Raw genomic sequence first — 23,667 nt, 5'->3', positions numbered from 1 at the left:
AAAAACGGCTTTTACCTTTTCGTAAAAGCCGTTTTTCTAATTGTCTCTTCTTTTTCAGCGCTTAAGACCCGCTGTATTGAACCAGGGAGAAGATGTCCACATCAGGGAACTTTTCTCTGCCCTTAAGGTCAGTCAGTTCGATGTAGAAGGCTGCCCCAACAACCTTCCCGCCCAAGCGTTCAATCAATTCCTTAGTAGCGTGCAAGGTGCCGGCCGTAGCCATCAAGTCGTCGCAGATGACTACTCTTTGGCCAGGCTTAATAGCATCCTTGTGCATTTCCAGCACGTTTGAGCCATATTCCAGGTCGTAAGCCGCGGCTTCGACTTCACGTGGCAATTTGTGGGGCTTACGGGCTGGCACGAAGCCGATACCCAGTTCGATTGCTACCGGAGTCCCGACCAAAAAGCCCCGGGCTTCTGGTCCGACGATCACGTCAGCTTGCCGGCTCTTGGCGTATTCAGCAATTTCGTGAGTAGCTGCCGCGAAGGCTTCGCCGTCTTGCAGGATCGGAGTGATGTCCCGGAAGATGATCCCTTCATTCGGGAAGTCCTTGATGCTGGCAATGTACTTCTTAAAATCAATTGACATTTTGTAATCCTCCATTTGCTAGACCATTGGCATAGCGAATTAATTCATTCGAAGAGATTGTTCGTAATTTGTTAACGAAGGCATATTCTGCTTTCACTGACCGGTAGTAGGCTGAATCGTCCAAAGACTTCTTTGCCGGACTCGGCTTAGGGAGCAATCTGTCCTCTTCCATTTTAACAAAATCAAGGGTAAAAAACACCCTCAAAATAAACATTATGCTGTCCGGATCCATCCCCAGCTGGCTGGCAGCCTGCATGTAATCATTCGGCTTTAGCCCTGGGTGGGCCAAAAAGTACTGCCAGACCAGGCCAAAATTTCCCCGGCTGGGCAGAGCCTGCCCTGGCAGCTGATCCAGCTGGAAGCGGAGGTAAAGCTGCCGGTATTGTTTTGCCAGGACAAAATTGAGTTGGGCTTCATTGGCTGGCACGTCAAGAACAGACACGATCTGCTGGCTAAGGTCTTCATTGTCCTTGGCCAGGGAAATCTGCTCCTTGCTGATGCCAAAATGGTTCATGGCCTGGGTGAGATTTTTCTCATCAAACAAGAGATACTTGTCAGCAAAGCCGAGCAAGGTCTCCTGGCCGCGGAAGTCAACGACCCGGGCCGGCTGAGCATACAGGGACTGTCCGTAATGCAGGTCAACGATCCGGAACTGGACATTCGTCTTGCCTTTAAAGGTGTTAGAAGCAAGCTTGACCAGCATCTGCTGCAGGTAAGGCAAAATGGTTTGGTTTAAGCCATGGTCAAAATCAACCGCCCTGACCGGGCCCACCTGGAAACTGCAGCCCTTCCGCATGGGGCGGAAGCCAGAGATCTGCGGCTTGTCAAGCAAAAAGACCGGCTGAGGGTTGTCCGTGCCAAAAGGCCCAGCCTGGGCCAGGTCATAAACGCTGGTCAAATCAACGTCCAAAGGACTGATCGTGCCATCATATTCCTGGACCTTTTCCGGAGCCTTCTCCCCTGCCTTAAAGCTATGGTTAAAGTCCTGGCGCAGCTGATTCAATTTTTCTTCTGTCGTCGACAGGCCGCAGGCAAAGTCGTGGCCGCCAAACTGGGTAATGGACTTGCCTTCAAAAGGCTTTAAGGCGTTGAAAAGGTTAAAGCCTTCACTGGACCGGCCAGAGCCCTTGACTATGCCGGCTTCGTTTTTCGTCAGCATCAAGGTCGGCTTGTGGTATTTTTCAACCACCTTGTTGGCTACCAGCCCCATGACCCCTTCATGCCAGGCAGGATCGTAAAGAGTCAGAGTCGCGTCTTTCTGATAGCCCCGGGTCTTGATTTGGGCTTCTGCCGCCTGCATGGTCGCTTGGGTCAACTCTTTTCGCTCATTGTTCAGTTTTTCGATCTGGTCAGCCAATTCCTGGGCCTCACCCGGACTTTCCGCCAAAAGCAGCCTTACGGCCAGGCTGGCATCTGCCAGGCGCCCGCAGGCGTTTAGCCGCGGGGCAATGCTGAAGCCAACGTCTTCTTCATCGATCATCCCCGGAGTAAGGCCGGCATTGTGAATGAGGGCTCTTAAGCCTGGCCGGGAGCTTTCATTCAGCATCTCCAGGCCCCGCTTGACGATAATATGCCCTTCACCGGAGACCTTGACCATGTCCCCAATAGTCCCGATCATGGCCAATTCCAAAAATTCGCTGGCCGTGTCTTCTAAGACAGCCCGGGCGATGGTATAAGCCACCCCGGCCCCGCAATAGTCGTCAAAAGGATAAGCCTGGCCCGGGTAATTGCAGTGCACCAGGGCATAGGCATCTGGCATCTCGTCTTTGAAGGTGTGGTGGTCGGTAACGATCACGTCAACGCCCTGGGACTGGGCATAAGCAACTTCTTCAATCCCGGTTACCCCGTTGTCAACGGTGATGATCAATTTGGTCCCATCGGCCACAATTTCCTTGTAGCGGTCCAGACTTGGCCCGTAGCCGTCTTTAAAGCGGTCAGGAATGAAATAATGGACGTCAGCCCCCATGATTGACAGCATTTCTGTCATAATCGCCGTAGCGGTAATCCCGTCAGCATCATAGTCACCGTAAATGGTAATCTTTTCGCCCTCATCTAAGGCTTGGTTGATCCGGCCCACAGCCTTGTCCATGTCATGCATCAAAAAAGGGTCAGCCAGGTCATTTTCAGTGGCGCGGAGCCAGTAGTCGATTTTTTCTTCGCTGTCAATTCCCCGCAAAGAAAACAACTTAGCCGTTAACGGGCTAAGTTGGAATTCCTCAACCAAGCTGCTTGCCAAAGGAGCAGCTGTTCTTTCTTGCCATTTCATCGAAGTTTAAACATCTCCAAATTCTGCTTGCTGGCAGGTTTGATCGCCGTCAGTTTGCCTCTTAAAGACCAGCGGTTAGTCCCGCCATCAGCACAGGTGATCAAGGTCACGATCTTTTTCTTGGTGTTGGCAACCAGCCAGACAGCGCTGGGATCAACCACCTTCTTGTAGTAGATCTTGTAAACGTAAACCTTCTTTAAGTCAGTCAAGTAGACCATACTGCCCAGCTTCACCCGCTCAAGGGGTGAAAAAAGGGCGCCTTTATCGGTCATATAGTGGCCAGCCAAAGGGTAGTTTCCCTTCCCCATCTTCTGGTCAGCCCGCATGGTGCCGCCCCCAGTTGACATGGCCGAATCCGACAGCCCCTTCATGATCGGCAGGTAGAGCTTGACGCTGGGGATGGAAATTGCCCCAATAGCGCCAGCCGTATTCTTAACCCGGCTGCGGGTCGTCTGGGCAAAGTCGATTGACTTGACCTTCTTGAAGTCGTACATCCCCTTCTTCTTCTGGTTCTGCACGATCTGGTCCCGGGTCAGGCCCTTTAAAGCGGCTGTCTGGTTCTGCTTGACAAAAAACGCGCTGATCTGCTGGTTAAAGACCAAAGCCAGGCCCAGCAAAAAGAGGATTACGGCAACTACGCGCAGAATAATCCGCCGGACTGGGTGGTCTTTTCTATTTTTATTTACCTTTGATGTCATCGTCATTCATCCGTAAAACTGCCATGAAGGCATCTTGTGGGACTTCCACCCGGCCAACTGACTTCATCCGCTTCTTGCCCCGCTTCTGCTTCTCCAAAAGCTTGGCCCGCCGGTCCGGGTCACCGGTGTGGATCTTCCAGGTAACGTCTTTTCGGTAAGGCTTGATCGTGGCCCGGGAAATGATCTTGGACCCGATTGCCCCTTGGATGTCGACTTGGAAGTTTTGCCGCGGGATCAACTTCTTCAAAAGACTGCACATTTGGACAGCCCGGTCCCGGGCTTCTTCGCGGTGGGCGATAAAGCTCAAGGCGTCGATCGGTTCCTTGTTCAAGAGGATGTCGATCTTGACCAGGTTGGTGGCCTTGTAGCCGATAATTTCATAATCCAAGGAAGCGTAGCCCTTGGTTGAGGACTTGAGCTGGTCAAAGAAATCGTAAATGATTTCAGCCAGGGGCATTTCGTAGATCACGTTGACCCGGTACTTGTCCAGGTAGTCCATAGTCTGGAACTCGCCCCGCTTGCCTTCGCACAGCTGCATTACAGCCCCGACGAAATCATTTGGCACCATGATTTCCGCCTTGACGTAAGGCTCCTGCAGCTCCTTGTATTCACCTGCATCTGGCAGGTCAGCCGGGTTGTCGATTAACTTGACCTCCCCGTTTGGCATGATAGCGTGGTAGTCAACTGACGGGGCAGTCATGATCAGGTCCAGGTCAAATTCCTGCTCCAGCCGCTCTTGAACGACGTCCATGTGCAAAAGGCCCAAAAAGCCGCAGCGGAAGCCAAAGCCCAGGGCCTGGGAAGTTTCCGGCTCAAATTCCAAAGAAGCATCGTTAAGCTGCAACTTCTGCAGGGCTTCCTTCAAGTCATCATAATCCCGGTTGTCAGTTGGGTACATACCAGAGTAAACCATTGGCGGGATCTGCCGGTAGCCTGGCAGGGCTTCTGCCGTTGGATTTTCAGCGCTGGTGATCGTGTCCCCGACCCGGGTTTCCCGGACGGACTTGATGTTGGCGGTGATGTAGCCAACGTCCCCGGCGATCAAGATGTCTTCTTTAACCGGGTGGGGGCTGGAGACGCCCACTTCAGTTACTTCGTACTTCTTGCCGGTGTTCATGATCATGATTTCGTCACCCGGCTTGACCGTACCTTCTTCGATTCTAACTGACATGACCACCCCCCGGTAGTCATCGTACTTGGAGTCAAAGATCAAGGCCTTGAGGGGCTTGGTCAAGTCCCCGGTCGGAGCTGGGATGTCGGTCACGATTCTTTCCAAAAGTTCCGGAATCCCTGCCCCGGTCTTGCCGGAAACTTCTACGGCGTCGCTGGCGTCTAAGCCCAGCATGTCAGCGATTTCGCCCTTTGCCATGTCCGGGTCGGCACTAGGCAGGTCGATCTTGTTTAAAACAGGCAGGATTTCCAAGTCGTTTTCCAGAGCCAGGTAAGTGTTTGACAGGGTCTGGGCCTGGACACCCTGGGAAGCGTCAACGACCAGGACAGCCCCTTCACAGGCGGCCAGGGACCGGGAAACTTCATAGGAGAAGTCGACGTGACCTGGGGTGTCAATCAAGTGGAAAATGTAGTCTTCCCCGTCATTGGCGTGGTACTTGACCTGCACCGAGTTCATCTTGATGGTGATCCCCCGCTGGCGTTCAAGGGGCATGTCATCCAGCATTTGATTTTTCAGTTGCCGCTTGGAAACCGTGTCCGTCAGTTCCAAAATCCGGTCGGCAATCGTTGATTTGCCGTGGTCAACGTGGGCCACGATTGAAAAATTGCGGATGTGCTTTTGGTAGTCTTTTAATTTTTCTAAGTCCATATATTTTCTCGCATCCTTACTAAAGTACTAAACAATTATACCCGAAATTGGCCCGTTTGTCTTTTCCCAGTCATCAAAAAGGCAGTCCTCTCAGACTGCCTCCTTAAATTGCTTTAAAAAATTAGCTCAGCTTCTCCTTCAAGCGTTCAAAGAAGCCTTTTTCCTGCGGAGCAATGGAGCCGCCGCTGGCCTTGACGAATTCCAGCAAGGCCTTGCGCTGGGCCTCATTGATGGACTTCGGAATCACGATTTCAACCGTGGTTACCTGGTCGCCAGTACTGCCGCCGCGCAGGCTCGGAACACCCTTGTCCTTTAAAGTAAACTTCTGGTTCGGCTGGGTGCCGGCCGGAATCTTCAGTTTCGTGTCGCCGTAAACCGTCTTGACGTTGATTTCGTCACCCAAGGTTGCCTGGGCAAAGGAAATCGGCACGGTCGTATAGATGGTCTGGCCACGTCTGGTGAAGTCCTTGCTTGGCCGCACCCGGAAGACGATGTAGAGGTCCCCGTAAGGGCCGCCGTTCTTGCCGGCTTCGCCTTGGCCGGCCAGGCGGATCTGCTGGCCGTTGTCGATGCCCGCTGGCACCTTGACCTGCAGGGTCTGCTTCTGGGTCTTGACCCCCTTGCCGTGGCAGTTTTGGCATGGATGCTGAATGATGACCCCACTGCCCGCGCACTTGTCACAGGTCGTCTGCCGCTGGATCATGCCCAAAACGCTTCTTTGCGTAATAGTCATCATGCCGCTGCCGCCGCACTTGTCGCAGGTGATTGGGTGGGTCCCCTTTTCAGCCCCAGAACCATGGCAGACTTCACAGGTGGTTGACCGGCTGTAGCTGATTTCACTGGTCTTGCCCTTGATGGCGTCCATAAAGTCGATCGTCATCGTGTAGTCTAAATCAGCCCCCCGCTGCGGAGCGGTCGGGTCTACCTGCTGGCGGGCGCCGCCACCAAAGAAGCTGTTGAAGATGTCACCAAAGTCACTAAAATCAGCTCCGCCAAAGCCCTGACCACCGTACTGGCCGCCAAAGCCGCCCTGGCCGTTCATGCCAGCCTGGCCAAATTGGTCATACTGCTGCCGCTTTTGCGGGTCATGAAGCACTTCGTAAGCTTCATTGACTTCCTTGTACTTTTCTTCTGCCCCTGCTTCGTGGTTCAAGTCCGGGTGATATTTCTTGGCCAACTTCCGGTAGGCCTTGCTGATTTCTGCGTCACTGGCATCCCGGCTCACGCCTAAGACGTCATAATAGTCACGGTTTGCTGCCATCTGTTTATTACTGCTCCTTTTACTAACAAAAGAAAAGAACTACATCAAGCAGTTCTTCTCCTTTTGTTTAATTATAGTCGCTTTACTTGTCTGGGTCTACCTTGGTGAAGTCGCCGTCAACAGTGTCGCCGCTTGCGCCATTTGAGCCATTGTCAGTTGGGCCTGCTTGACCGCCTTGGCCTTGCTGGTTTTGGGCGTTTTGCTGGTAGAGCTTGACAGCCAGGTCTTGGGCAACCTTGCTCAAAGCGTCCTTCTTTTCCTTCATTTCGTCCAGGTTGTTGTCCTTTTGAGCCTTCTTCAAGTCTTCCAGGGCATCCTTGACTGGTTGAACGTCGCTGTCTGCGAGCTTGCCGTCAACTTCCTTCAAAGTCTTTTCGGTTTGGAAGATCAAGCCGTCAACTTCGTTTCTGAGGTCGACTTCTTCCTTCTTCTTCGCGTCTTCGTCAGCGTGTTCTTCAGCTTCCTTCTTCATTCTCTCGATTTCTTCGTCTGACAGACCTGAAGCTGATTGGATGGTGATCTTTTGTTCCTTGCCAGTCCCCATGTCCTTGGCAGAAACATTAACGATACCGTTCTTGTCGATGTCGAAGGTAACTTGGATTTGTGGCACGCCACGTGGAGCAGCTGGAATGTCAGTCAGTTCGAAGCGGCCCAAAGTCTTGTTGTCAGCTGCCATTGGCCGTTCACCTTGCAGAACGTGGATGTCAACGGCTGGCTGGTTGTCAGCGGCAGTTGAGAAAATCTGGCTCTTGGAAGTTGGGATCGTGGTGTTTCTGTCGATCAGCTTGGTGAAGACCCCGCCCATGGTTTCAATACCCAGGGAAAGCGGAGTAACGTCAAGCAAAACGATGTCCTTAACGTCACCGGAGATAACCCCGCCTTGGATTGCGGCACCCAAAGCAACGGCTTCGTCTGGGTTGATTGAGTGGTCTGGTTCCTTGCCAGCCCACTTCTTTACGGCTTCTTGGACAGCTGGAATACGGGTTGAACCACCGTTCAAGATGACCTTGTCGATGTCGCCAACTGACAGGCCAGCGTCACGCAGGGCGTTGTCAAATGGGATCTTGGTTCTTTGCACTAAGTCATCAGTCAGTTCGTTGAACTTAGCCCGGGTAAGGTCTGCTTCCAGGTGCAGAGGACCTGCTTCACCAGCGGAGATGAATGGAAGAGAAATGTGGGTTGAAGATACGCCTGACAAGTCCTTCTTGGCCTTTTCAGCCGCGTCCTTCAAACGCTGCATTGCCATCTTGTCCTTGGACAGGTCAACGCCGTTTTCTTGCTTGAAGCCGTCAACCAGCCAGTCGATGATCTTGTTGTCGAAGTCGTCCCCACCCAGGTGAGTGTCACCGTTGGTTGACAGAACTTGGAAGACGCCATCGCCCAATTGCAAAACGGAAACGTCGAAAGTACCACCACCAAGGTCGTAAACCAAAACAGTTTCGTCGTCTTCATCCTTGTCCAAGCCGTAGGCCAAAGCTGAAGCAGTTGGTTCGTTGATGATCCGTTGCACGTTCAAGCCCGCGATCTTGCCGGCATCCTTAGTTGCTTGCCGTTGTGCGTCGTTGAAGTAGGCTGGAACAGTAATAACCGCGTCAGTTACAGGTTCACCAAGGTAGTCTTCTGAGAACTTCTTGATGTATTGCAAGATCATGGCTGAAATTTCCTGTGGGGTGTAAGCCTTGTCGCCAACCTTGACCTTGTAGTCACTTTCGCCCATGTGCCGCTTGATGGAAACAATAGTATTCGGGTTGGTGATGGCTTGCCGCTTGGCAACTTCACCGACTTGAATTTCGCCGTCCTTGAAGGCAACTACTGAAGGGGTAGTTCTGGCGCCTTCCGGGTTGGTAATAATCTTTGGTTCCTTGCCTTCCAAAACCGCAACTGCTGAGTTGGTGGTACCTAAGTCAATCCCAATAACTTTAGACATTGTCTTTTATCTCCTTTGTATTATTTTTGCTTGTTTATTGCTTTGTTAAAAAATTGCCTTACTGGGCAACCACAACCATGGCTGGCCGCAGGGTCCGGTCCTTGTAGACGTAGCCCTTTTGCAGGACCTGGACGACATGGTCTTTTTGATCATCATTTTCAGCCGGTACGCTTTGGACCGCCTGGTGCAATGTCGGATCAAACTTTTCACCGTCAGCCTTGATTTCTTCAATGCCGTTATCCTTCAAGGCTCTGACCAGGCCTTCCAGGGTCATTTCGATCCCCTTCTTCAGCTGGCTGGAAGCCTCGTCGTCGGCCTTGACCTGGAGGGCTCTTTCCAAGTTGTCCACGCTGGCCAGGATATCCTTGCCCAAGCGCTGGGACTCATACTTGACCAGGTTGGCTCTTTCCTTGCTGTAGCGGCGCTGGGCATTTTGAATCTCAGCCTCGCTTCTTAAGTACTTGTCTTCCAGGTCCTTGTTCTTCTGGGTCAAAGCGGCAACTTCAGCCTTGAGCTGGTCCAGTTCTGAATCAGCTGCCTTGGCTGCCTTTTCCTTGTCGCCACTTACCTTTTTGTCTTCATTTACGCCTGCCTTGTCAGCTTCAGCTGGCTTGGCTTGCTTTTCCTGGTCTTCTTGCGGCAAATCCTTCTCACTTGGAAATTCTTCTTTGCTCACGACAAACCTCCTTATTTAAATCTGCCATAGTAATCTAACAACTTGCGGGCCAGTTCCTGGCGGAAGTATTCCATCAAGCCAATCATTTCCGAGTAAGGCATATTTCTCGGCCCCAGCAGGGCGATCGTTCCCCGGCCATAGCGGCCGACGCTGTATTCAGCCGTCACCAGGCTGAAATCCTTCAGCAGGTCGTTTTGCAATTCCGTCCCTAAGCGGACATGAACTGGATAATGGCCGGGACTGTCACTCAGATCGATCAGTTCATCAGCTAAAGAGCTGGAATTGATCAGTTCATAAAGCGACTTGATGTCTTTTAAATCGCTGTTTTCTGTATTATTGAGCAGGTTCAGCTGACCGTCAACGTACAGCTGCTCACTTGCCGCGTCTTTAATGACGGCTTCCAGAAGCTCCAGAAATTCCGGAGCATTCTTACCGACGATATTAGAGCTGGACAATTGCTCAAAGGTCTGCTTGTTGATTTCGCTTAAATTCTTGCCGACCAGCTGGTCGTTGATCAAGCGGACAGCTTGTTCAATTTCATCCCCTGAGATGTGCCGCGGCAAAGTGTAAAGCTGGTTCTTGACACTGCCATCGCTGGTTACCAGAATTGCCATGACCTGCCGGGGTGCCAGGGGCACGATTCTGAAGCCCGTAATGCTGACATTCTTGACTTCCGGGCCTTCAGCGAAGGCCGTGTAGTCAGTCAAGTCCGACAGGATCTTGGCAGCTTCCTTGACGATCTCGTCCACTTGGTTGAACGGCTGGTCAAACTGGTAGCCAATTTGATTGTAAATTTCTTCCGGCAGCTGCAGCGGCTGCACCAAATTGTCCAGGTAGTAGCGGTAACCCTCAGTCGATGGCACCCGGCCGCTGGAGGAGTGGGTCTTTTCAATCAAGCCATGCTCTTCCAGGACCGCCATCTCATTGCGGATAGTTGCGCTGGACACTTTAATCGGCAATTGATTCATGACTGTCTTTGAGCCGACCGGCTCATGCGTCTTGGTGAAGTCCTGAATAATTGTCTTGAGAATAAGTTCTTGACGTTCGGTCAACATAACATCGCCCTCACTTTTAGCACTCACATCTTTCATGTGCTAACATGGTATAGATTAACAAGAAATTAGCAGTTAGTCAAGGAGAATGCTAAAAAAATCCCGCAAAAAAACGGTCTCTTTTCAAAGACCGTTTTTTTACTGTCCAATCAAGGAGCTAAAATAGTTTTCACTGGCGACCTGGTCCAGCTTCAGCTGCTTGCTTAAAGCTTCCATGTCGGCAAACTTTTCTTCCCCGCGCAGGTACTTGTACCAGGCAATGGTAATCCGCTCGCCATAGATGTCCTGGTCAAAATCAAAGATGTTGGATTCGATGTAAATCTTCTTCTCATCATTGAAAGTGACATTGTAGCCGACGCTGGTCATCGACTGGTACCAGCTGTCCCCCACCTGGGTCATGGTCGCGTAGACGCCGATTTTCGGCAACACTTTTGGCCAGGCCAATTCCAGATTCGCGGTTGGAAAGCCTAGCTTGTGGCCGTTTCTGAAGCCGTGGACGACTTTGCCGCTAGTTAGATACGGGTGACCCAACAATTCTGTAGCCAAGCGGAGATTGCCGCTTTTAATAGCCTTACGGATTTCGGTTGAGCCAATTTTTTCCCCGGCAAAAATCTGCTTTGGCACCACCTTGATGTCAAAGCGGCCCTTGGCAAAGACCGGCAGATTTTCCATGTTGGCCACGTCCTTCGGGCCATAGCTGTAGTCAAAGCCGGCAACAACCGTATCAGCTTTAAGGCCCATGATGATCTCATCAACGAAGGCCTGGGGAGCCAGGTGGCTGAATTCCGGAGTGAACTTGAGAATCACCAGGTAGTCGACCCCGATCTTGGACATTTCGTAGGCCTTTTCCTCCGGAGTATTCAAGTACTCAAAGTTCTTGACCCCGGCATAGACCTCCTTGGGATGGCGGTCAAAGGTCAGCACCATCAATGGCAGATCCTTCTCATCTGCAATTATCCGGGCTTCCTTGATCAACTTCTGGTGGCCGATATGAACTCCGTCAAAAAAGCCCAGGGCCAGGACAACCTTGCCGGCCGTCAGTTCTTTCTTGAACGGATAGCTTAGATTTATTACTTTCAAACTTAATCCCTCAATTACTCATTACTTAAAAGCATTAGGTCCGGGCAGTAGAGACCTTGTCCCTTGGCCCGGTAAATCGCTTTAACCTTTTCATTATACCGCAAAGCGACCTTGCCTGCATCAAGAGGGAGTTTGATCCAGGCCCCGTTTTTCACCTGCTGCCATAAGGCATCGTCTAATTCAAATTGCGGGTAGTCAGCAAAAAAGCTGTCGATTGGCTGAATATAATCTTCAGCATGGTCCAAATTCTCCGCCAGTTCTTCCAAAGTGACCGCGTCCTGCAGTTTGTAGCCAGAACTGGCCGTCCGCCGCAATTTGGTCATCACTGCCGGCAAGCCCAATTTATCGCCCAGGTCGTTGACCAGGCTGCGGACATAGGTCCCCTTAGAACATTCAACTTCATAAGAAAAAGTCTGCCGGCCTTTTTCTGGGTCAAACTGGCTTGGCCGCGTCAAGTCATAGCGAAAAACCTGGACAGACCGCTTGGGCCGCTCAACCGGAATCCCTTCTCTGGCATATTCGTAGAGCCGCTTGCCATTGACTCTGACCGCGGAATAAATTGGCGGCTGCTGGACGATTTCCCCAGTCAAAGACTGCATGGCCTCTTTGATGGCCTGGTCACTGACCGGCTCAGTCAGGGCTTTCTCCGCCAAAACCTTCCCTTCCAGGTCGTAAGAATCAGTTGCCAGGCCCAGCATCCCTTCACCAACATAAGCTTTTGGCCGCTCATGCATCAGCTCAATCAATTTTGTTGCCTGACCCAGAGCAATAGGCAAAACGCCGGTGACTTCCGGGTCCAGGGTTCCGGCATGGCCGATCTTCTTTTGCTTTAAGAGCCGACGCAGCTTATAAACCACGTCCCCGCTGGTCATGCCCGCTGCCTTATCGATTACGATAATTCCGTTGAACATCTTTTTCTCCTCTTCTTTATACGCAAAAAAGCGCCCGAAGGCGCTTTTTGCTAGTTTTGGCGATCTTGTTCCTGCTTCTTCAAGTCAGCAAGCAAACGGTCGATCTTGCTGCCGTAGATCACGGACTGGTCCCGCTTGAAAATCAATTCTGGAACCTTGTACATGGTCAAGCTCTGGCCGAGCAAGTGCCGCATGGTTCCCTTAGCCTTTTCCAAGCCGGCTTCCGCTTCTTTTTGCGCCTGTTCATCTTCAGTCAGCAGACTGTAGTAGACAGTCGCGTATGAAAAGTCATTGCTGCACTCCACGGCGGTAAAAGTCACGTCGCTGACCCGGGGATCGCGGATGTTCTTGCGGATGATCTTGGTCAGTTCCCGCAGGATTTCTCCTTCAACCCGTCCTTTTCTGTGCTTCATTTCAGCCTCCTGTTAACCTGGCTTAACTTCCTGCATTTCGTAGGCTTCCAGTTCGTCGCCTTCCTTGATGTCGTTGAAGTTTTCAATGGTCAAACCACAGTCAAAGCCTGCCTTGACTTCTTTGACGTCATCCTTGAACCGGCGCAGTGAGGCAACCTTGCCGTCGTACTTGACCACGCCGTCTCTGATAACCCGGATGCCTGATTCTCTAGTAACGTAGCCGTTGTCGACAAAGGCACCAGCGATGGTCCCGATCTTGGATACCTTCCAGGTTTCGCGGACAGTAAGGTTACCAATAACCTTTTCTTCGTAAGTTGGTTCCAGCATCCCTTGCATAGCGGCCTTAACGTCATCGATAGCCTTGTAGATGATGCTGTAAAGGCGGATGTCGACGCCTTCTTGAGCAGCCTGGCTCTTGGCCGTAGCCGTTGGCCGGACATTAAAACCGATAATCAAGGCGTTTGAAGCGCTGGCCAGGGTAACGTCACTTTCATTGATGGCCCCGACGCCGGAGTGGATGATGTTGACCCGGACGCCTTCAACGTCGATCTTTTGGAAGGATTGGGCCAAGGCTTCAGCAGACCCTTGCACGTCAGCCTTCAAAACGATGTCGACAGACTTCATGCTTTCCCGCTTCATCGTGTCAAAGAGGTTGTCCAGAGTAACGTGCTGAACGTTTTCACGCTGCTTTTGCAGGGACTGCTGGGCCCGGGCTTCACCAACCGCGCGGGCAGTCTTTTCATCATCAAAGACAACCAGCTTGTCGGCTGATTCCGGCACGTCATTCAAACCAGTAATTTCAACAGGCATTGATGGCGTAGCCTTCTTGACCTGGTGGCCCTTGTCGTTGGTCATGGTCCGGACACGGCCGAAGGTGTCACCGACAACGATTGGATCACCAATCCGCAGGGTACCCTGCTGGATCAAGACGTCGGCAACTGGACCCTTGCCCCGGGACAAACGAGCTTCGACAACCGTACCGATCGCCTTTTGCTTCGGGTCAGCCTTCAGTTCCAGCATGTCGGCTTCCAAGATGATGTTTTCCAAAAGTTCGTCAATCCCCATCCCGGTCTTAGCTGAGATGTTGACGAAGATGGTTGAACCACCATAGTTTTCTGGAATCAGTTCATACTGCATCAGCTGTTCAGTAACGTGGGCAGGGTTGGCGCCTGGCCGGTCCATCTTGTTGATGGCCACAATAATTGGCACGCCCGCGCTCTTGGCGTGGTCGATGGCTTCGATGGTCTGCGGCATAACCCCGTCGTCAGCGGCAACGATCAAAACGACGATGTCGGTGATTTCCGCCCCGCGGGCCCGCATGCTTGAGAAGGCCGCGTGACCTGGGGTGTCCAGGAAGGTGATCAAACGGTCGTTGATCCGGACCTGGTAGGCACCGATGTTCTGGGTGATCCCGCCGGCTTCGTGTTCAGAAACCCGGGTGTGGCGCAGGCGGTCCAGCAAGGTAGTCTTACCGTGGTCGACGTGACCCATGATGGTTACGACTGGCGGACGGACAACCTGGTTTTCAGAGTTCTTGGACTCTTCCATTTCCTGGGCAAAAATGTTGTCGATGTCGGAAATGTCTTCGTGGACCTTTTCCACGGCTTCAATACCGTAGTCAGCAGCCAGGAGTTCGATCGTATCCTTGTCCAGAGACTGGTTCTGGTTGGTCATGATCCCCAGCATGAAGAGCTTCTTCACGATTTCAGCTGGTTCCCGGTGGAGGATCTTGCCCAGGTCTTGCGCGTTCATGCCGACTTCGTATTCAAAGCTTTCTGGAAGCGGACGATCCTTTCTTTGGGTAACCTGCTTCTTGACTTGTGGCGCGTTTTGGTGCTTCTTGTTCTTGCGCTTGCGCCGTTCGCTGCGGTCGCTGTTTGCGCCACGGCCTTGGTCAGCATAGGCATTTTGCCCCTTGCGGCCAGGCTTGCCGCTGTTTCTGCGGCGGTTATCCTTGTTTTCAGGCATTGGCGCTTCAGTAAAGCTTGGCCGGGAACTTGGCCGGCGAGAAGATGAAGACTTGGCAGCGGGCTTTTCACTGCTTGCCTGGTTTTGCTTAAGGCGAGCTGGGGATGGCTTCAAGATCTTTGGCCCGCGGACCTTTGGTGCTTCAGTTGCAGTTTCAGCTGCCTTGTCGGCACTTTCGACCTTCCTCACAACCGGCTTGCTTTCGCTGGCAGCAGCCTTGCTTAAAGACTTCTTGTATTCCTGCTTGGCAGCCTTGCTTTCCTGGTCCAGGCGGACTTCATCAGCTCGCTGCTTTTGCTTGAGATCCTTCAGCAAATCTTGGGCTGCTGGCCGGCGGCGCTTGCTGTGGTCGTTAGAGTGGTTGTTTGCCCGGCGGCGGGAATTTGGTCTCTTGCCTTCAGTCTTCTTTTCGCCCTTGCGAATAGCACTGACTGAAATCTTTAATTTACCAGACTTGCCGCTGGTTTTCTTGTTATCCATGCCCAATTCCTTTGAAGTTTCGTTTTCTTGTTTCTTGGTCATTAGATCACACTCCTTCTTTAATCTTATCCAGCAAGGCTTTCGCAAAACCACGATCTGTTAATGCCAAAACTTTGCGTTTCTTACCTACAGCCTGGCTGAGTTCAGCTTCCGTGAAGACGTCCAGCAATGGAGTTGGGTGGGCCTTCAAGGCAGCTTCGATCTCGCTCCGGCTGTTTTCTGCTAAATCATTCGCGATGATAACGCACTTAAGCTTGCCCTTCTTCAATTTGGCCAAAACGATGTCCGTGCCCGAAACCGTCTTTCCGGCCCGGGTTGCCAAACCAAGCAAATTTAAGGCTTTCTCTCGATTGTTAATTATTTTTGATCACCAAATAATTCTTTTCTTGCCTTCTGGTGGTCCACGTAAGCGAAGAGCTCGTCGTAAAATTCATCGGCGACCTTCACGCCCAAACTGCGTTCCAGCACCTTTGACTTACGGGCAGCAGCGATCTTTTCTGGCTCTAAGGACACATAAGCACCGCGGCCTGGCTTCTTGCCACTTGGATCAACAGAAACATTCTTTTCCTTGTCAACGACGATTCTGACCAGATCCTTCTTCGGCTGCATCGTATCGGTCAACAAGTCCTTCCGCATGGGGATTTTTCTCTTTTTCAAGGAAATCACCTATTCTTCTTCGTCAAGATCCAGGTCTTCCGCTTCTTCAGCTTCTGCACTTTCGTCAGCTTCAGTCTCTGCTTGTTCATCTGCAGCTTCTGCTTGACCCAGGTCTTGATCTTCTGCTACTTCAGTTTCGTCTTCTACTTCGCTTTCGTCAACAAATTCGACTTCTGACTCTGGCCGGATGTCGATCTTGTAGCCAGTCAAGCGGGCAGCCAGGCGGACGTTTTGCCCCTTCTTGCCGATGGCCAGGGAAAGCTGGTAGTCCGGCACGATCACGAAGGCCTTCTTTTCATCGTCTTCGTCTTCGAACTGAACAGCGATAACTTCAGCTGGGTTCAAGGCATTGGCGATGTAGTCAGATGGGTCTTCTTCATACTGAACGATGTCGATGTTTTCCCCGCCCAGTTCATTGACCACGTTCTGCACCCGGCTGCCGCGCGGGCCGACACAGGTACCGACTGGATCAATGTTCGGGTCGTTGGACTTAACGGCAATCTTGGTTCTTTCGCCGGCTTCCCGGGCAATGGACATGATTTCCACCGTGCCATCAAAGATTTCAGGTACTTCTTGTTCAAAAAGCCGCTTGACTACGTCAGGGGCAGTCCGGGATACCCGGATCTGGGCCCCCTTGCCGTCAGCACCGACTTTAGTTACCAAGACACGGACCCGGTCTTGTGGGTTATAGTGTTCACCTGGAATAGTGTCGCGCTTGATGTCCATGACCGCTTCAACATTGCCGATGTTGACGTAAACGAAGCGGTTGTCAGTTCTTTCAACCGTCCCGGTAACCAGCTCATCTTCATATTGAGAGTATTCATTGACGATGTGGGCATTTTCAGCTTCACGCAGGCGCTGCATTACGACCTGCTTGGCCGTAGCCGCCGCGGTCCGGCCGAAGTTCTTTGGGGTAACTTCAAACTTGATCGTGTCGCCAACTTCGTAAGCCCGGTTGATGGCCAAGGCATCCTTCAAGCTGACTTCCACCCGGTCGTCTTGCACTTCGTCAACTACCGTCTTCAAAGCCATGACCTTGAAATCGCCCTTCTTTTCATTAAAGTCGATTTCAACATTTTCAGCCTGGCCGTAGTTTTTCTTGTAGGCAGCGGCCAAAGCGGCCTTCATGGCTTCAACGATAACGTCTTGTTTGATGCCCTTGGTCTTTTCCAAGACGTCAAAGGCTTCCAGCATTTCTTTTGACATAAGTTTTGGATCACTCTTTCTAAAATTCGATTGCAAAACGGGCGCTGGCGATCTGCTTGCGCGGAATAGTCAGCTGCTTGCGCCGGGTCTTGATCTTGATTTCCAGTTTAATCTCCTGGTCGTCCAGGTCAAGCAAATGACCTTCAAAGACCTTCTCGCCTTCCAACTTTTGGTAGAGGCCGACGTGGATGTACTGGCCCTTGGCCTTTTCCCAGTCCTGCTCCTTCTTGATCGGTCTTTCCAGGCCCGGTGAGGACAATTCCAAGATGTACGGGTCTGGCAGCGGATCTGGCTGCATTGAGTCCAATTTTTCTCCAACCAACTCACTCAGCTCCGCAATCGTTTCGATGTCAATCCCGTTTGGCTGCTTGTCCACGTAGATTCGCAGATAGTCTTGACTCTTTTCCTTGACATATTCCAAATCAACAAGTTCACAGTCATGACCGCTAATGACCGGTTCGATTGCTTCTTGGATAGGTGTTAAGTTTTTTGGCAAAATTTTCCTCCGTAATAAAAAGAGTGAGCATTGCTGCTCACTCGAATTTACCATATTCGATCTGAAAAAGATTATAACAAAATTTTTCCCACTTGTAAATAGGAAGCTCTTAGAAGAGGGAAAGTTGGTTTTGGTCAGGCATCCCTTCTAAGACATTGTTGTTTTCAAAGAAGTCCATGATCTTCTGGGAGACCTTGCCTCGTACCTGCAAGTCTTCCTTTGACAAAAACGGGGCTTCACTGCGGGCAGCCACGATCTGCTTGGCCGCGGAGTCACCTAAGCCGTCAACCGCGTTAAAAGGAGCCAGGATGGTGTGCTTGTCAACGATCTTGTAAGTCGTGGCTTCAGACTCGTTGATGTCAACCATCTTGAAATTGATCCCCCGCTCAATTGCTTCGTTAACCAGTTCCATATAGGTCTGCAGGTCCTTTTCCAGCTTGGTGGCCGCGGTCCCCTTTTCCTTGATCCGGTTGATCAAGGCGACAACTGTATTTTTACCTCGGCTCATGGCTTCCAGGTCAACCTTGTCGGCTCTGACTGAGAAGTAGGCGGCATAGTAGATCTCCGGATAGTAGACCTTGAACCAGGCTACCCGCAGGGCCATCAAGATATAGGCGGCCGCGTGGGCCTTCGGGAACATGTACTTGATCTTCAAACAAGACGGAATGTACCAGTCTGGAATGTTCTTGTTTTCCTTTAAGACGGCCATATTCTCATCAGAAATCCCCTTCCCCTTCCGGACAGTTTCCATGGTTGAAAAGGCGACTTCTTCCTTGACTCCCCAGTGGATCAAGTCAGTCATGATGTTGTCACGGCAGCCGATCACGCTCTTTAACTTGCAAGTGCCGTTATTGATCAGCTCTTCAGCATTGCCCAGCCAGACGTCCGTCCCGTGGGACAGGCCGGAAATCTGCAGGAGCTCGGCAAAAGTTGACGGCTTGGTTTCTTCCAGCATCCCCCGGACAAAAGGCGTCCCGAATTCCGGCAGACCCAGGGTCCCGGTCTTGGAATTGATCTGCTCTGGAGTAACCCCCAAAGCTTCCGGGCTGGAGAAGAGGGACATGACCTTGGGGTCATCGGTTGGAATAGTCAAAGGATCAATCCCGGACAAGTCCTGCAGCATTCTGATCATGGTCGGGTCCTGGTGGCCCAGGATGTCGAACTTCAAGAGGTTGTCGTGGATCTGGTGGAAGTCGAAGTGGGTCGTCTTCCACTCCTTGGAAATGTCATCTGATGGATACTGCAAAGGAGTCAGTTCATAGATATCCTTGTCATCCGGCAAAACGACGATCCCGGCCGGGTGCTGGCCAGTCGTGGCCTTGACCCCGGTAACCCCAATAGCCAGGCGGTCGACTTCCGCGTTGTTCATCTTGATTTCCGGGTGCTCATCCTGGTAGTGCTTGGCATAGCCGATCGCTTTTTTATCAGCCAGGGTACCAACCGTACCGGCTTTAAAGGAGTGGTTTGGCCCAAACATAACTCTGATGAAGTTGTGGGCAACTGGCTGGTAGTCACCGGAGAAGTTCAAGTCGATGTCGGGCACCTTGTCGCCGTGGAAGCCGAGGAAGGTTTCAAATGGGATGTTCTGTCCGTCTTTAACCATCATGACCTGGCAGTCAGGACATTTTTTATCCGGCAAGTCAAAGCCTGAGGCATATTCGCCATTTTCAAAAAATTCTGACTTCTTGCACTTCGGGCAACGGTAATGGGGCGGCATCGGGTTGATTTCCGTGATTCCCATCATAGTTGCGACCAGACTGGAACCGACAGAGCCCCGGGAACCAACCAGGTAGCCGTCTTTAACTGACTTGGCTACCAGCATCTGGGAAATCAGGTAAACGACCCCGTAGCCGTTACCGATAATGGCATCAAGCTCCCGGTCAAGCCGGGCCTGGATATTGTCCGGCAAGGGGTCACCATAAAGTTCATGAGCTTTGTCATAGGTCAGCTTGCGTACCCGCTCAGCAGTATGCGGAATCTTTGGCGGGAAGCTCTCGTCTTGGACTGGCTGCACCCCTTCATCGATCATGGCATTGATCTTGTTTGGGTTGCTGATGACCACTTCTTTAGCAACTTCTTCACCCATGAAACTGAATTCATCCAGCATCTCCTGGGTAGTATAGAAGTGCAGGTCCGGGTGCTGCTTGTTCCGGTTCGGGTTGCCCCTTTGGGCGGCCAGCAAAACGTCCCGGTAGATGGCTTCATGCTTGTCGATATAGTGAGCATCACTGGTTGCTACGACTGGTTTATTCAGCTCCTTGCCCAGCTTATAGATGTTGGTCAAAATTTCTTCCAGCTGGCTTTCGTCGGCGATCAAGCCATCCGCGATCAGGCTGGAATAGTTTGACGGAGGCTGGATTTCCAAAAAGTCGTAGAATTCCGCCTTCTTTTTAGCCTCTTCATAGCCCTTCTGCATCATGGCAATGAAGACTTCCCCCTGGCTGCAGGCAGACCCGTACAAAAGGCCGGCGTGCAAGCGGCGAAGTTCTGACTTGGGAGTTCTCAGCCCCTTGAAGTTGTACTTGATTCCGGCCAAGGAAACCAGTTCATACAAATTCCGCAGGCCAGGCTTTTGATTCTGGGCCAGGACCGTAATATGGGTTGGCCGGGCCCGCTTGTAGCCTTCACCGTTGCTGTAATCGTTCATCTTGCCCAGATCGTCTTCCTGGTACTTGTCATTAAAGGCATCTAAAAGCTTGAACATCAAGTAGCCGGTTGCCTCGGCGTCCTGGTTGGCCCGGTGGTGGTGTTCCAGGACCACATTGTACTTGCGGCAAAGCGAGTCCAAGGTGTGGCGGGATTGTTCCGGGTGCAACAGGCGGGAAACTTCCAAAGTGTCGACAACTGGCTGGCTGATTTCTGGATAGCCGCAACGCTTCAAGGCAGCGTTGACAAAGCCCACGTCGAACTGGACATTGTGCCCGCAGAGCGGATCATTGCCATAAAAGTCCATAAACTGCTTGATCACAATATCTTCGTTATCAGCTGCTTGGACCATTTCATCGGTGATCGAGGTCAAATTGATCGTGGTTTCAGACAGAGGGTGGTGGGGATTGATAAATTTATCAAAGCGTTCAATCACTTCCCCATTCTTCATCTTGACGGCCCCAATTTCAATGATCGTGTCGTAAACCGAAGACAAACCCGTCGTTTCAACGTCGAAAATAACGAATTCCTGGTCTTCATACCGCATATGTGCCGGGTTTAAAACCAGCAGACCGTGGTCTTCGACCATGTTGGCTTCCAGGCCCATGATGACCTTCATCCCGTTCTTTTTGCCCGCTTCAAAAGCATTTGGCAGGGCCTGCAAGTCGGCATGGTCAGTGATCGCAATGGCGGGCTGGCCGAACTTCTTGGCTGTCTTGATGATGTCTGCCACGTCAGCAGTCGCGTCCAGCTGGCTCATGTTGGTGTGGACATGCAGCTCCACGTGCTTTTCTTCACCCTGGTAAGCTTCCTGCCGGCCCATGTGCTCGGTTAATTCCATGCTGTAGATGTTGAAGATCAAGTCATGGGCATATTGGTCATCTTTAAGGCTGCCCTGCATGCGGATCCAAACACCAGGCTTGATTCCCTTTAGGTATTCGATTTCTTCCTTGTCGGAATCACGGACGAATTTCTTAAAGGAGACAGAACCGGTATAGTCAGTCATTTCCCCATTAAAAATAAAGGATCCCGACCGTAGTTCCTGCATTTCCGCCTTGAAGACATGGCCTTCGACAACGGCGCTGCGTTGATCTTCTGACAGGTCTTTTAACTGAGTGATTTCAGCATTGTCACTGATGGCGCCTGGGCCAAAACTGGCCTTCTTGCCCCGCCGGCCCTGGTAGCTAGGCCGGGGAGCTGGCTTTGGCTTGGCCGGGGCCTGCTGGAAGGCTTCCTGCATGTTTTTTTCATGGGCTTCCACCAGCTGGGCCAGGCTTTCAAAGTCACTTTGCCCGCCCTGTTCGTCAACTTCTGTTAAAAGCTTGACGTTAAAGAAGCCATAGTCGCGCAGTTCTAAAGAGAAACTGTCCAAAAGCCGCTGCTCCAGCATTTTGTCAAAAAGCTGCCCGTTAATCGGAATGATCCAGCGGCCGCTATCCTCATGGGGCGTTTGCCCGACCAGGAAATTCTGAGCAGCTGGATTGGCGGACAAGACTTCTGAATTTTCAACCGCGTAGTGCCAGTAGTCTGGCAGGTACTGCTGCTGGCCGTCTGCTGTTTCAACGAACAGACGGGTGTCGACAAAGTCGTTAAATTCATGCTTAATCGCCTGGTTCAAGGCGTTGTAGCTTTCAAAACGCAGTGGAGTAGTAAAAAAAACGTGGATATCCCATCTACGTTCTTTTCTGTAGACATCCACGTTTTTTATCTCCCCTGCCTGTAAAACCGCTTCGTCAGCTGCCCCTGCCGGGAAGCCGACCTGTTTTAACAATTTGAGAAAAAGTTGGTTTTTATCAGTCACGAGAGTTCAATCCTAATCTAATTCGCTGGCAATAAAGTCTTCCAGATCGGTAACGGCCAGCTTTTGTGCTTGCTCGTCGCCTGGGCGCTTGACTTCAACGATCCCGTCAGCAGCGTCGCGGCCAACAGTAATTCTGATTGGCGCGCCAACCAGGTCAGCATCGTTGAACTTAACGCCTGGACGTTCATTACGGTCGTCATAAAGGACGTCATACTTGGCAAACTTGGCTTCCAGGTCTTCGGCCAGCTTGCTTTGAATTTCATCCTTCATCTTCATCTGGATGATGTGAATACCGAATGGCGCGATTTCCTTTGGCCAGGCAACCCCGTTTTCAGTCGCGTGCTGTTCAACAACGGCTGAAAGCAGACGGGTAACCCCGATCCCATATGAGCCCATGATAACTGGCTGGGACTTGCCGTTTTGGTCCAGGAACTTGGCCCCCATGGTTTCCGTGTAGTAGGTCCCCAGCTTGAAGATGTGACCAACTTCAATTGAGGTAGTAAACTGCAGTGGTTCATGGTCAACCGGGTCTGGTTCGCCTTCATTGGCAACCCGGAGGTCAGCAAAGCGGTCAGCCTTGAAGTCCCGGTCCAGGTTGGCATTGATGAATTGGGCATCGCTTTCGCCCGCGCCAACAACCACGTTGTAAAGGCCCTTAACGGTTTCGTCAGCCACGATTTCGTCAGCCCAGTCAGCGTTTACCGGGCCAACGCCGCCCTTGCCAGCCCCGGTCAGTTCTTCCAAGTCGCTAGTTTCAGCAACCCGCAAGCTGTCACAGTCCAAGAGGTGGGTCAGCTTGACTTCGTTGACTTCCTTGTCAGCCCGGATCAAAACCAGAACCTTCTTCTTTTCATCAACGATGTAGAGGATGCTCTTGACGATTCTGGTTGCTGGCACTTGCAAGAATTCAGCCAGCTTGTCAATTGTATCGCAGCCTGGAGTAGCAACCTTTTCCATTGCCTTCAGTTCTTCAGGCTCTTGCTTGAAGGTGTCAACACTGACCGCCATTTCCAAGTTGGCGGCGTAAGTGCCGGAAGCGTTGGTGGCAATAGTGTCTTCGCCAACAGCGGCAGGTGCCTGGAATTCAGTGGAGTTCTTGCCGCCCATGGTCCCGGAGTCAGCAATAACGGGCCGCACTTCAACGCCCGTGCGCTTGAAGATCTTGAGGTAAGCTGCCTTTTCATCTTCAAACTGCTTGTCCAGCTGCTCCCGGCTGGCCGCGAAGCTGTAGCCGTCAAGCATGACGAACTCTCTGCCCCGGAGAAGACCGAAACGTGGCCGGTTTTCATCCCGGAACTTGGTTTGAATCTGGTAAAGATGCAAAGGCATCTGCTTGTATGACTTAAGGCTCTTAGCCACAACTTCAGTAAAAGTTTCTTCGTGGGTCGGCCCTAGCAACATTTCCCGGCCATGCCGGTCCTTCAAACGGAACATTTCCGGACCGTACTTCGGCAAACGGCCTGATTCTTCCCACATTGAAGCTGGCAGCATGTGCGGCATGATCATTTCAACCACGCCAGCATTGGCCATTTCTTCTTCAATGATCTTTTCAGTCTTGCGCAAGACCTTGTAGCCCAGCGGCAGGTATGAGTAGACACCAGCCGTAACCTGCCGGATGTAGCCGCCCCGCAGCATTACTTGGTGGCTCTTTGCAACCGCGTCGGCTGGAGTTTCCTTCAGCGTCGGCATGAAAAAGATTGATTGACGCATAATTAACTAAA

18 protein-coding genes are annotated in these 23,667 nt (G+C 51.7%); all 18 read right to left on the bottom strand.

The annotated features are described in order from the left end of the window. Window positions 1-61 precede the first annotated feature (61 nt). The 18 genes from ACYVUV_RS04020 to ACYVUV_RS03935 all read right to left on the bottom strand — a co-directional run bounded on the left by ACYVUV_RS04020 (window position 62) and on the right by ACYVUV_RS03935 (window position 23,656). On the bottom strand, window positions 62-589 hold the full coding sequence (locus ACYVUV_RS04020; RefSeq protein ID WP_439775577.1) for an adenine phosphoribosyltransferase: 528 nt from the start codon (window positions 587-589) through the stop codon (window positions 62-64). After that, complete coding sequence (gene recJ / locus ACYVUV_RS04015) at window positions 579-2,855, bottom strand: single-stranded-DNA-specific exonuclease RecJ (RefSeq protein ID WP_439775578.1); 2,277 nt, start codon at window positions 2,853-2,855, stop codon at window positions 579-581. Before recJ ends, ACYVUV_RS04020 begins: the two co-directional genes overlap by 11 nt. Next, entirely contained in the window at window positions 2,852-3,553 is a 702-nt protein-coding gene (locus tag ACYVUV_RS04010) for a class A sortase (RefSeq protein WP_439775579.1), read from the bottom strand. Before ACYVUV_RS04010 ends, recJ begins: the two co-directional genes overlap by 4 nt. Continuing rightward, a complete protein-coding gene (lepA, locus tag ACYVUV_RS04005; RefSeq protein ID WP_484499001.1) occupies window positions 3,534-5,372 on the bottom strand; it encodes a translation elongation factor 4 in 1,839 nt (612 codons plus the stop codon). Before lepA ends, ACYVUV_RS04010 begins: the two co-directional genes overlap by 20 nt. A gap of 121 nt (window positions 5,373-5,493) precedes the next feature. Next, a complete protein-coding gene (gene dnaJ / locus ACYVUV_RS04000; RefSeq protein ID WP_439776077.1) occupies window positions 5,494-6,633 on the bottom strand; it encodes a molecular chaperone DnaJ in 1,140 nt (379 codons plus the stop codon). An 82-nt stretch (window positions 6,634-6,715) separates the two neighbouring features. Further along, a complete protein-coding gene (gene dnaK, locus ACYVUV_RS03995; RefSeq protein ID WP_439776078.1) occupies window positions 6,716-8,560 on the bottom strand; it encodes a molecular chaperone DnaK in 1,845 nt (614 codons plus the stop codon). 58 nt (window positions 8,561-8,618) lie between these two features. Further along, window positions 8,619-9,236, bottom strand: a complete 618-nt coding sequence (gene grpE, locus ACYVUV_RS03990; RefSeq protein WP_439776079.1) for a nucleotide exchange factor GrpE — start codon at window positions 9,234-9,236, stop codon at window positions 8,619-8,621. 11 nt (window positions 9,237-9,247) lie between these two features. Further along, window positions 9,248-10,291, bottom strand: a complete 1,044-nt coding sequence (gene hrcA, locus ACYVUV_RS03985) for a heat-inducible transcriptional repressor HrcA (RefSeq protein ID WP_439776080.1) — start codon at window positions 10,289-10,291, stop codon at window positions 9,248-9,250. A 135-nt stretch (window positions 10,292-10,426) separates the two neighbouring features. After that, entirely contained in the window at window positions 10,427-11,368 is a 942-nt protein-coding gene (ribF, locus tag ACYVUV_RS03980; RefSeq protein ID WP_484499000.1) for a riboflavin biosynthesis protein RibF, read from the bottom strand. A 14-nt stretch (window positions 11,369-11,382) separates the two neighbouring features. Then, a complete protein-coding gene (gene truB / locus ACYVUV_RS03975; protein WP_439776082.1) occupies window positions 11,383-12,279 on the bottom strand; it encodes a tRNA pseudouridine(55) synthase TruB in 897 nt (298 codons plus the stop codon). Between the two features lie 50 nt (window positions 12,280-12,329). Then, on the bottom strand, window positions 12,330-12,692 hold the full coding sequence (locus tag ACYVUV_RS03970; RefSeq protein ID WP_270447765.1) for a ribosome-binding factor A: 363 nt from the start codon (window positions 12,690-12,692) through the stop codon (window positions 12,330-12,332). A gap of 12 nt (window positions 12,693-12,704) precedes the next feature. Then, a complete protein-coding gene (gene infB / locus ACYVUV_RS03965) occupies window positions 12,705-15,182 on the bottom strand; it encodes a translation initiation factor IF-2 (protein ID WP_439776083.1) in 2,478 nt (825 codons plus the stop codon). Between the two features lie 4 nt (window positions 15,183-15,186). Further along, window positions 15,187-15,471, bottom strand: coding sequence for a L7Ae/L30e/S12e/Gadd45 family ribosomal protein (locus tag ACYVUV_RS03960; RefSeq protein ID WP_439776084.1), 285 nt, complete (start codon window positions 15,469-15,471; stop codon window positions 15,187-15,189). Between the two features lie 26 nt (window positions 15,472-15,497). Next, window positions 15,498-15,797 carry an RNase P modulator RnpM gene (rnpM, locus tag ACYVUV_RS03955; RefSeq protein ID WP_072551267.1) on the bottom strand — a complete coding sequence of 100 codons (300 nt, stop codon included), beginning with the start codon at window positions 15,795-15,797 and terminating at the stop codon, window positions 15,498-15,500. Between the two features lie 9 nt (window positions 15,798-15,806). Next, a complete protein-coding gene (nusA, locus tag ACYVUV_RS03950) occupies window positions 15,807-17,003 on the bottom strand; it encodes a transcription termination factor NusA (RefSeq protein WP_439776085.1) in 1,197 nt (398 codons plus the stop codon). Window positions 17,004-17,022: 19 nt separating this feature from the next. Continuing rightward, entirely contained in the window at window positions 17,023-17,499 is a 477-nt protein-coding gene (gene rimP, locus ACYVUV_RS03945; protein ID WP_439776086.1) for a ribosome maturation factor RimP, read from the bottom strand. A 109-nt stretch (window positions 17,500-17,608) separates the two neighbouring features. Continuing rightward, window positions 17,609-21,946 (bottom strand): PolC-type DNA polymerase III, encoded by a 4,338-nt coding sequence (locus ACYVUV_RS03940; RefSeq protein ID WP_439776087.1) that lies wholly within the window; start codon window positions 21,944-21,946, stop codon window positions 17,609-17,611. 12 nt (window positions 21,947-21,958) lie between these two features. Further along, window positions 21,959-23,656, bottom strand: coding sequence for a proline--tRNA ligase (locus ACYVUV_RS03935; protein ID WP_439776088.1), 1,698 nt, complete (start codon window positions 23,654-23,656; stop codon window positions 21,959-21,961). Between the last annotated feature and the right edge of the window lie 11 nt (window positions 23,657-23,667).

The organism is Lactobacillus sp. WILCCON 0149, assembly GCF_057197965.1.
Note: the sequence above shows the minus strand (reverse complement) of the source record. Positions and strands in the feature narration are given on the sequence as shown.